Raw genomic sequence first — 9,843 nt, forward strand, 5'->3', positions numbered from 1 at the left:
GTCGGGGGGGCCGGGGGGCCGCTTGCCTCGTGCGCGGCCGCCGCGGCCCTGGCCCGGTGACGCCGGTGGCCGGGCGGAACCGGCCAGGGCGACGTCTCCGGTCGCGCAGCGTCAGACCGTGGGAGGCGGGCAGTATCGTGGGAGGCTCAGGCAGCGCTGCCGAGGGCTTCCGACCACCCTCGCCTGGGTTGACGCCGAGGGTGTGCACCGGATGGTGAGCGTACGGCGCGCCGACGCGCCACATCCGACGGACCCGGTCCCGATCGGCACACCGACCCAGCATGATCGCGTTCAGCCGGGCGAAGTCCGCGGACTGCCGACGACCTCTATGATCTCGACGCCGCCGAGGCCCTGGCCTGCTTGGAGGAGTAAGTCGAGGTGCAGCTCGGGGACGCGAGCCATGCAGAAGTCGGCGAAGGCTCGGGCGACGGAAGCGGCGGTGTCGACCATGGCCCGGTGGCCGACGCGGTAGCCGTCGCCAGGTTCATGACGCCACCAGGCCGGTGACTACCGGAGCAGCGAGGCGAGATCGTCCGTACGAGTGATCAGCAGGCCGAGCGCCGCGCCGGACACCCCCGAGATCACAGCCATCCCCATGTCGGCGAGCCCGAAGGCCGTCGACGCCGCGAGGCCGAGTGCGGCCAGCGCGATGAGGACGAGGTCGCGGATGACGTGCGCCCACCCCATGGGCGTTTCCGAGGCGCCGAAGCAGCGGCAGGGCACGGCGGCGCCCCGCCGTACGACGAGAGCGGTGGCGACGGCGAAGCAGCCGAGCAGCACCGCCGCGAGCGCGAACCCCAGCGCCCCCGCCCACCGGAGCGGCGTCGCCGCCAGTACGATCACCGCGGCCTCACCCGCGGCGACGGCGACCGGGACGGCGTTCGAGCGCCACGGCGTCATGTCCCTGACCGACCTGACGAACCGCGCCCACGGCTCACGTCCGGAAACCTTGCTCCACAGCGCGAGCGCAAAGACGGTGACCAGCAGGACCCGGCACCCCACCTCGACGTAACTCATGATCGCGATTGTGCTTCCGCCGTCTCAACGATTCCTCAATGCCGTCTCCATGACTAGGCTCGAAGATCATGTTGATTCGGTTGCTTGGGCCGGTGGAACTGGAACGCGTGGCACGGATCCGCCCAGTGCGGCCTCCGCAGGTCGCGCTCGCGCTGGCCGCCCTGGCGTGGGAGGTCGGCCGGGTCGTGCCGGTCGAGACGCTGCAGGAAAGGATCTGGGGCGAGCAGGTGCCCGCTGGGGCCAGGAAGACCCTCTACACGATCATCACGCAGCTCCGCCACGAGGTGCTGGGCGATGACGGCGACGTGCTGCGCAGGCTCGGCGGCTACCTGCTCGACGTGGACGAGTCGGCGGTGGACCTCACCCGGTTCCGCGGCCTGGCCGAGCGGGCGGCGGCCGTTCCCGAGCCCGAGCCGCTGCTGGGCGAGGCGCTCGGGCTGTGGCGCGGCGAGCCGCTCATGGGGCTGCCGGGCGAGTGGGCGGAGCGAGCGCGCCGTACTCTCCGTGACGAGCGCAAGGAGGTCTGCCTGCGCTGGGCGCGCGCCGTGACCCGCGCCGATCCGGGAGCGGCGGTGGCGGCGCTGTCGCCGCTGGCCGAGGAGTACCCGCTGGACGAGCCGGTGGCGGCTGCGCTGATCGAGGCGCTGCACGGGTGGGGCAGGACCGCCGAGGCGCTGACCCGCTTCGCGGACGTGCGCGCCCTCCTGGCCGAGGAGTTGGGCATCGATCCGGGGCCCGAGCTGCACCGCGTCCACCAGCTGCTGCTCCATTCCGATGAGGGCGCCCGCGCCGTCGAGCCCTTGGCGCCCGCCCAGCTCCCGCTCGACCTGGGCTGCTTCGTCGGCCGTGCCGCCGAGCTGGCACTGCTGGACGACGAGCGGGCTCCCGTCCGCGTGATCTACGGGCCTCCGGGAGTGGGCAAGTCGTCGCTGGCGCTGCGCTGGGCGCACCTGCACCACGAGCGCTACCCCGACGGCCAGCTGCACGCCGACCTCGTCGCGAGTGACGCAGCCGCGGTGCTGCCCCGCTTCCTCGGCTCGCTCGGCGTGCCGGAGGGGCGGGTGCCCGCGAGCCTCGAGGCGCAGATCGGGCTGTTCCGCAGCATGCTGTCCGGCCGCCGGGTCCTGGTCGTCCTGGACGACGCCCGCGACGAGGCCCAGGTCCGTCCCCTGCTGGCCGGCGCGCCTGGCTGTCTGACGCTGATCACCAGCCGCTCCGACCTGTCCGGCCTGTCGGTGACCGCGGGCGCGTCGCTGCTGCGCCTCGACGTCCTGCCGGACGGCGACGCCCGCGGGCTGCTGTCGGCGCGGCTGGGCGCGGCACGCCTGTCGGCGGAGCCGGAGGCCGCCGAGCAGATCGTCCGCCGGTGCGGCCACCTGCCGCTGGCGCTGGCGATCGTCGCCGCGCGCCTGTCACGCAGGACGGAGCTGTCACTGGCAGATGCCGCCGCAGACCTGGCGCGGCCAGGGCTGGAGCCGTTCGCTCACGCCGATCCGGCCATCGACCTGCGCCAGGTGCTCGGCCGCTCCTACCACGAACTGCCGGAACCGGCCGCCCGCCTCTTCCGCCTGCTCGGCCGCGAACCGGGCGCGCACCTGCCGCTCCCGGCCGTGGCGAGCCTGGCCGGGCTGCCGGTCGACCGCGCGCAGGAAACGGTCGCCCGGCTCGACCACGCCAACCTGGTCGAGCTGCGCGCCGGAAGCCGCGTACACCTGCACGACCTGCTCCGGGTCTACGCGTCCGAGCAGGGCCGCGCGACCGATGACCAGGAGGCACGGCAGGCGGCGACGCACCGCCTCCTCGACCACTACGTGCACACCGCTCTGGCGGCGAGCGACGCCTGCTACCCCCATCGGGAGCGGCTGCACCCGCCCCCTCCGGTCAAGGGCGTCGTGGTGCAGCGCTTCGCCGGCCCGTCACAGGCGCTGCGCTGGTTCGCCGCGGAGTCGCTGCCCCTGCCCGCGCTGCTCACCGAGGCCACCGGAGCCGGGCTGAACCGGCACGCCTGGCAGCTGGCCTGGGCGTTCGCGGAGTTCATGCAGCGGCGCGGCCCGTGGGCCGAGATCCTCAACGTCCAGGCGGTGGCGCTGTCCGCGGCCGAGCGCCTCGACGACGAGCTGGCCGCGGCGCGCTGCCACAACACCATGGCCCGCGCCCACGTCAAGCTGGGACACGACCGAGAGGCGGTGGCGCACTTCGAGCGGGCGCTGGAGCTGCACCGGCGCTTCGTCGAGCCGGTCCTTGAGGCGCACGTGCATCTGGGGCTGACCATCCCGTTGAGCCGGATCAGGCCGGGCCAGGAGCTGGGACACGCCGTACGGGCGATGGAGCTGTTCAGGCAGGGCGGCGACGTCGTCGGCGAGGCGCGGGCCCTGAACAACGCGGGCTGGTGGCACGCCCAGCGGGGCGAGTACGAGCAGGCGCTGGCCGACTGCCGCCGGGCGCAGCGCCTGCTGGCCGAGCTCGGATACCCGCAGGGCGAGGGGCACGCCTGGGACAGCGTCGCCTACGTGCTCAACGCCATGGGCGACCACGCCCAGGCGGTGGTCTGCTACGAGCGCGCCGCAGAGCTGCTGCGGGGCTGCGACGACCTGTACCCCGCGGCGGAGACGCTGGTCAGGCTGGGCGAGACGCACGCGCTGGCCGGGGAGGTGGAGGCGGCGCTCGACGCGTGGAAGCGGGCGGCGGAGTGCTTCGACGCGCTGGCCGACGCCCGCGCGGATGAGGTCAGGGAGCAGGCCAGAGCGTTGAGAAACCGCTGAGACCGCCGGCGCATGCTGCGGTCAACCCTCACACCGACGAAGAGCGGTTCGAAGCGCGGCCGCGGGCATCGGCCAGGAGGTGCAGGGCTGACGGCGCCCTGCCGGCCAGGTCGACTCCGCGGGACAGACCCACGCGCTCCAGGCCAGGCCCAGCGCGGCGGCGCGCAGGACGCCTCGGCGGGCCTCAGCTCCCTTTCGGTTGCGACGTCTGAGAGGGTACGGAACGCACCACCGCGACCACCGCCGAGGCGGGCAGCAGCCCGAACTGCCGCGAATCCGCGCTCCGGCTCGGGTTGTCGCCCAGGACGGCGATGCGCCCGGCGGGCACGATGCCCCCGCCGAGCACCGCGGGCAGCCGCTCTCCCTCGCGGGCGGCCAGCCGCTTCACCATCAGCCTGTCGCGGTTGCGCACGACGACGATGTCGCCGGTGACGCCCGCGGCCCTGCGCGCGAGCAGTCGCTGACCCGGTCGCAGGGTCGGCACCATGCTGACGCCCTCGACGATGACCGCCAGGTAGCGCTGGCGCAGCCACGCCAGCCACACCAGCCCCGCCGCCGCGAGCGCCGCCACCAGCAGGTACCTCATCCGATCACCTCCGCGACGTAACCGCTGGACTGCAGCGTGAACAGCCGGGAGTAGGGCCCGGCGCGCCCCATCAGCTCCCGGTGCCGCCCCTGCTCGACGACCCGTCCCTCGTCCAGGACCACGATGAGGTCGGCGTCCCGCACGGTGTTGAGCCGGTGCGAGATGAGCAAGCTCGTACGGCCCGTCCGTCCCGCGCGCATCCGGAGGTGAATGTCGTACTCCGCCTCGGGATCGAGCCCGGAGCTCGGTTCGTCCAGGATCATCAGCTCCGGATCTTCTCGCAGCAGCGCCCGGGCGATGGCGATCCGCTGCCACTGCCCGCCCGACAGCTCGACCCCCGCGCTCTCCTCGGCCTCGTCGTCGAAGAACAGCCTGGTCAGCAACGTGTCATAGCCTCTGGGCAGCGCCTCGATGGCGCTGTCGATACCCGCTCGCCCGGCCGCGGCCCTGATGGCGGACGCCGAGCCGATCAGCGGGAGGTTCCCGAGTCCGATGTTCTCAGCGGCCGACAGGTCGTAGGCCATGTGGTCCTGGAAAACCGCGCTGATCCTGGCCCGCAGTTCCTCCGGCGCCGCGTCGCGGAGGTCGACGCCGTCCCACAGGATCGTGCCCCTGGTGGGGTCGTAGAACCTGCACAGCAGCTTGACCAGGGTGCTCTTGCCTGCGCCGTTCAGGCCGACGAGGGCGAGCGCGCTGCCGCATGGGATGAAGAGGTCGACGCCGCGCAGGATCCAGGGATGGTCGTCGCCGTAACGGAACCACACGTCGCGCAGTTCGATCCCGCGGCGCAGCGCGGGCAGTGGGGCCGCGGCGACCGGCAGGTCGGGCGGGGTGGAGGTGACATGGAGGTAATGGGAGAAGAGCCGCAGGCTCTGCGAGATCTGGGCGATGGTCCGCGCCAGCGTGTTGAGGCCCTGCTGGGTGCCCGCCACCGCGCCTGCGAACATCGCCACATCCCCGATGCTGAGCTCGCCGGCGCTCGCCGCCAGCCCCGTCCACACCAGCCCGCCGCCGGCGACCAGCGCGGTGAGTAGTTCGAGCCCCCCGTGCGAGGTCAGCTGCAGCAGGTCCAGGCGGCGCTGGGCGCGGTTGACCGACCTGCGCTCGTCCAGCATGCGGCCGCGCAGGAAGCGTCCCGTCCCGAACAGTCTGATCTCCTTTGCGGCCTGGGTTCCGGTGAGCAGCTGCCCGTAGAAGAACTGGCGGCGTTCGGCGGGGCTGGTCTGCCACAGCATCGCCGCGTGTCGCCTGGCCAGCCCCATCTGTACGGCGAGCGCAGGCGCCAGCGACGCCAGCACGATCACGGCCATCCATGGGTTGATCAGGGCCACGGCGCCCAGGAACCCGGTGATGGTGAGAACGGCCCTGCCCGCATCGAACACCGATCCGAGCAGCCCGTGGCAGCTCACGGTGGACTGCTGCGCCAGGCGGAGCCGGTCGAGGAACGCGGGGTCCTCGAAGTGCCGCAGCCCCACGAAACGCTCGGTGGCCTCGAAGAGGCGGTCGGTGGCGCGCAGTCCTACCGACCGGCCCAGCGCGCTGTTGGCGAAGGCTGACACCGCGGGCAGCACCCCCGTGGCCAGCCCGCAGGCGGCGAGCCCCAGCGCCGGACCGAGCACGGGACCGCTGTGCCGGCTCAGCGCGTCGAGCAGGGCCTTGGTCAGCCATGCCGTGGCGATCGGGAGCAGCGCCTGGACCAGCGTGGTCGCGACGTAGGCGATCACCATGCGCGGCGCGCCGCGCCATGCCAGCTCCGCGGCCCCGGCCAGCGCTCGAGGTGCGGACACCTCAGCCATGCGTGGCGGCGAGCACGTCGTCGAGCGTGTGGCCCGCAGCCAGCACGGTACGGCTCGCGTCGAGGAGGAACACCTGGGGGAAGGCCTCGACCTTGAACGCCTTGGTCAGCGGCCCGCCGTCAGGCCCGCCGTGAGAGACCCTGGCGACGGGGTCGAGGAGTTCCCGCATCGTGCCCGTCTCGTCGGGGAATCCGGCGATCACCGCGAAGACCTGCTCGCGTGCCATGGTCCCGGCCAACTCGGCGAACGCGGGCGCGAGCTCCTTGCACGGGGCGCAGCTGGGCGAGAAGAAGCCGATCAGCGTGCGCTCGGGCAGCGGGGCTCCCGGCTCGAACTCCGCAACCGTCTCACCGGGCTGGACGGCGGGTGGCGGGCCGCCGGCGGGCCGCTCGTTCAGGGCGTTGAGCCGCTCGGTGTGCTCGCGGAGCCTGCGGATGATGCCCATCGCGAGCATCACGTTGACCACGCACAGCACAGCAAGGATCATGACGGCGGTACATAGCGCGTAAACCATCTGACCTCCTCGTCGAGGGGAAGAAGGGCCGGACTCCGGACACCGGAGCCCGGCCCGTTGATCACGAAACCGACGGGCTTCTAGCAGCGCGCCCAGCCGGTGCACCTGTTACCGGTGCTGTAGACGCAGCACCGGCGGCAGTAGCCGTTGCTCCATTCGTCCCAGCAGCTGGTGGCCGAGGCCGTAAGGCGGGGGACGAGCCGGGCGACGAGGCGGTCACAGACTTCGTGGAACATGAGCTCTCCTAACAGCCGACGTAGCCGTTGCACCTCGTGCCGGACGTGTAGAGACAGCACCAGCGCTTGTAGCAGGTGCCGTCGACGTGAAGGTAGTCCCACCAGCAGTTCGAGGCGCCGGCCTCGACCTGGGGGACGAACAGGGTGACGAGACGGTCGGAGATCGCGTGAAGAGTACGCATACTTTCCCTCCTCTCAGAAGCAGCGGACCCAGCCGTTGCACCTGGTGCCGGTCGAGTAGGTGCAGCAGAGACGCTTGTAGCACTGCTGCGGCATGTCGTTCCACTCGGTCCAGCAGCTGGCGGCCGCGGCCTTGAGCTGGGGGACGAGCAGCGCGACCGCACGGTCGCAGAGCTCGCTGAATGCGCGCATAAAACCCTCGCTTTCTGCCGGCGAACGAACCTTTCGTCTGCACACTGACACGGCGGTCTCAGCGGCTTCTCAGTGACTTCTCAGTGGCTTCTCAAAGGTCAAGGGTGTTTCGCTGAGCTGCCGCAGGGCGCTGCGGCGTCTGGGGCAGCGCGTGGCACCGGCCGGGGCGATGGCGCACGAACAGCTGCTGATCTTCCACCATCACGTCACGATCACCACCGCGGGCCCCGGCCTGCCCGCACCCGCCGACCCGGTCGCGCTGCCCGCGCTCCGGCGCGGGATCGAGCTGCGCGACGTGTGGTTCCGCTACAGCGACGAGCATCCCTGGGTGCTGCGCGGGGTCGACCTGTTCATCCCGCACGGGCAGACCGTGGCGCTCGTGGGACGCAACGGCGCGAGCAAGAGCACGCTGATCAAGCTCCTGTGCCGCTTCTACGACCCGACCTGCGGATCGATCCTGTGGGACGGGGTGGACATCCGCGACGTCCCGCCGGAGGCGCTGCGCCAGGATCGGGGCGGTCTTCCAGGACTTCGTCTCCTACGAGCTGACCGCGCGCGACAACACCGCCGTCTGAGCACGTGTTGATCCCGGGCGGCCGGCTGCGTGCCGCCCCATTCATCGCCCGGTCCCAACGAGACGAGCCGATGTTGGCCGACCGGACAGATCCGCGCCCGCCGCGCGTCGCCATGCTGGAGCGATGCGCCGATCAGGAAATGAAGATCCCGCCGCAGCCGCGATGATCGCCGACATCGAGCGGCTCGTGCGCTGCGAGTCCCCGTCCGAGGACCTGGCCGCTGTCGCCCGCAGCGCGGAGGCGGTCGCCGAGGTCGGCGCCCGGCTCCTGGGCGCGGAGGCGGAGCGGGTGGCGGCGGACGGCTGCGCCCACGTGCGCTGGCGGTTCGGCGGCGAGCCCCGGGTGCTGCTGCTCGGGCACCACGACACGGTGTGGCCGGTCGGCTCGCTGCGGACGCACCCCTTCGAGGTGCGCGACGGGCTGCTGCGCGGGCCCGGGTGCTTCGACATGAAGGCCGGGCTGGTGACGGCCTTCCACGCGCTGGCGGCGCTGGACGACCTGGACGGCCTGACCCTGCTCGTCACCGGCGACGAGGAAACCGGGTCCGCCTCCTCGCGCGAGCTCATCGAGGACGAGGCCCGCGGGTGCTCCGCCGCGCTGGTCCTGGAGGCCGCCGGGCCCGGCGGAGCCCTGAAGACCGCGCGCAAGGGCGTCTCGCGCTACGAAGTGCTGGTGCGGGGGCGGGCCGCGCACGCGGGACTGGAGCCGGAGCGCGGCGTCAACGCCTCGGTGGAAGTGGCCCGCCAGGTCGTCGCCGTGGCCGGGCTGGGCGATCCCAGGCTGGGCACGACCGTCACGCCGACCCGCCTGGAGGCGGGCACCACGGTGAACACCGTGCCCGGGTCGGCGCGCTTCGAGGTCGACGCCCGGGTGTGGGAGGCCGCCGAGCAGATGCGCGTCCACGCCGCGATGCTCGGCCTGCGGCCCGCGCTGGAAGGCGCCGAGCTGGAGATCAGGGGCGGTCCGAACCGGCCGCCGCTCCCGGCCGCGGCGTCGGCGGAGCTGTTCGAGCGGGCCCGCCGGCTCGCGGCGACGCTCGGGCTCGGCCCGCTCGCCCCGGTCGCCGTCGGCGGCGCCTCCGACGGGAACTTCACCGCAGGAGTGGGCACGCCGACCCTTGACGGGCTGGGCGCGGTCGGCGGCGGGGCGCACGCCGACGACGAGCACGTGGTCATAGCGGAGCTGCCGAGGCGGACGCGGCTGCTCACGGCCCTGGTCGCCGAGCTGCTCGCGGCGCGGGGTTGTCCGCCCGGACGAACCGGAGCACATCCTCCCGTGCTCGCCGACCAGCTACAGGGCCCGACCGGCTGGAACCATGACCGCCGTGACTGATCTCATCCGCGACCGCCGCGGGTCCCGGCCCGTCGACCTGGCGTACGGCGCAGCCGAGGCGGCCGCGCGCAGCGCGGGCATCGACATCCGCCCCCTGGACAGCGTCGCCGAGCTCGAGGCCGTCCGCCGCCTGTACGAGCGCATCTGGCGTACCGGTGACAACAACCCGCCGGTGACGGCCGACCTGCTGCGGGCGATGGCGAAGGCGGGCAGCTACGTCAGCGGCGCCTTCGACGGCGGCGAGCTGGTGGGCGCCTGCTTCGGCTTCTTCTCCCCGCCCGCGCGCGAGGCCCTGCACAGTCACATCGCCGGGGTGCTGGCGCGCGTGCAGGGACGCAACGTCGGCTTCGCGCTGAAGCTGCACCAGCGCGCCTGGGCCATGTCGCGCGGCGTCGGCGAGGTCTGCTGGACCTACGACCCGCTGATCCGGCGCAACGCCTACTTCAACATCACCAAGCTGGCCGCCGACCCGGACGAGTATCTCCCGAACTTCTACGGCCCGATGGACGACGACATCAACCGCAGCGACGACACCGACCGGGTTCTGGTGCGGTGGCGGCTGGAGTCGCCCGCCGCCGTGGCGGCCTGCGCGGGCGTGCCCAGGCCGGCCGACGCGGCCTCCGCCCGTGCGGCGGAGGCGGCTGTGGCGCTGG

General features: G+C 72.8%; 12 protein-coding genes. 4 read left to right on the top strand and 8 right to left on the bottom strand.

Annotated elements, in window-relative coordinates; all coding sequences use genetic code 11:
• Positions 1–291: 291 nt before the first annotated feature.
• The gene (locus ABZ297_RS44990) at positions 292–450 is read right to left on the bottom strand and encodes a hypothetical protein (protein ID WP_355360125.1); all 159 of its coding nucleotides are present in this window, start codon (positions 448–450) and stop codon (positions 292–294) included.
• Between the two features lie 57 nt (positions 451–507).
• A complete protein-coding gene (locus tag ABZ297_RS44995; protein WP_355360128.1) occupies positions 508–1,017 on the bottom strand; it encodes a MauE/DoxX family redox-associated membrane protein in 510 nt (169 codons plus the stop codon).
• Between the two features lie 68 nt (positions 1,018–1,085).
• On the opposite strand from ABZ297_RS44995, the gene ABZ297_RS45000 reads away from it, so the two are divergent.
• Entirely contained in the window at positions 1,086–3,779 is a 2,694-nt protein-coding gene (locus ABZ297_RS45000; protein WP_355360131.1) for a BTAD domain-containing putative transcriptional regulator, read from the top strand.
• Between the two features lie 184 nt (positions 3,780–3,963).
• Here ABZ297_RS45000 and ABZ297_RS45005 read toward each other — a convergent pair whose 3' ends face one another.
• From ABZ297_RS45005 to ABZ297_RS45030, 6 genes are all read right to left on the bottom strand, one after another.
• Positions 3,964–4,365 carry a S26 family signal peptidase gene (locus tag ABZ297_RS45005; protein ID WP_355360134.1) on the bottom strand — a complete coding sequence of 134 codons (402 nt, stop codon included), beginning with the start codon at positions 4,363–4,365 and terminating at the stop codon, positions 3,964–3,966.
• Positions 4,362–6,152 carry an ABC transporter ATP-binding protein gene (locus tag ABZ297_RS45010; protein ID WP_355360137.1) on the bottom strand — a complete coding sequence of 597 codons (1,791 nt, stop codon included), beginning with the start codon at positions 6,150–6,152 and terminating at the stop codon, positions 4,362–4,364. The genes ABZ297_RS45005 and ABZ297_RS45010 overlap by 4 nt, the downstream gene beginning before the upstream one ends.
• Before the next feature lies 1 nt (position 6,153).
• Positions 6,154–6,675 (bottom strand): thioredoxin family protein, encoded by a 522-nt coding sequence (locus ABZ297_RS45015; protein ID WP_355360140.1) that lies wholly within the window; start codon positions 6,673–6,675, stop codon positions 6,154–6,156.
• Positions 6,676–6,755: 80 nt separating this feature from the next.
• Positions 6,756–6,911, bottom strand: coding sequence for a hypothetical protein (locus ABZ297_RS45020; protein ID WP_355360143.1), 156 nt, complete (start codon positions 6,909–6,911; stop codon positions 6,756–6,758).
• Positions 6,912–6,919: 8 nt separating this feature from the next.
• Positions 6,920–7,093 (bottom strand): hypothetical protein, encoded by a 174-nt coding sequence (locus tag ABZ297_RS45025; protein WP_355360146.1) that lies wholly within the window; start codon positions 7,091–7,093, stop codon positions 6,920–6,922.
• Between the two features lie 13 nt (positions 7,094–7,106).
• The gene (locus tag ABZ297_RS45030; protein ID WP_355360149.1) at positions 7,107–7,283 is read right to left on the bottom strand and encodes a hypothetical protein; all 177 of its coding nucleotides are present in this window, start codon (positions 7,281–7,283) and stop codon (positions 7,107–7,109) included.
• A gap of 169 nt (positions 7,284–7,452) precedes the next feature.
• Here ABZ297_RS45030 and ABZ297_RS45035 point away from each other — a divergent pair, with 169 nt between their 5' ends.
• The 3 genes from ABZ297_RS45035 to ABZ297_RS45045 all read left to right on the top strand — a co-directional run.
• Positions 7,453–7,869, top strand: coding sequence for an ATP-binding cassette domain-containing protein (locus ABZ297_RS45035; protein ID WP_355360152.1), 417 nt, complete (start codon positions 7,453–7,455; stop codon positions 7,867–7,869).
• A 112-nt stretch (positions 7,870–7,981) separates the two neighbouring features.
• Positions 7,982–9,190 (top strand): M20 family metallopeptidase, encoded by a 1,209-nt coding sequence (locus tag ABZ297_RS45040; RefSeq protein ID WP_355360155.1) that lies wholly within the window; start codon positions 7,982–7,984, stop codon positions 9,188–9,190.
• On the top strand, positions 9,183–9,843 hold a 661-nt coding region (locus tag ABZ297_RS45045; protein ID WP_355360158.1), incomplete at its 3' end, for a hypothetical protein. The genes ABZ297_RS45040 and ABZ297_RS45045, both read left to right, overlap by 8 nt.

Source organism: Nonomuraea sp. NPDC005983 (assembly GCF_040614375.1).
Taxonomy (GTDB): Bacteria; Actinomycetota; Actinomycetes; order Streptosporangiales; family Streptosporangiaceae; genus Nonomuraea.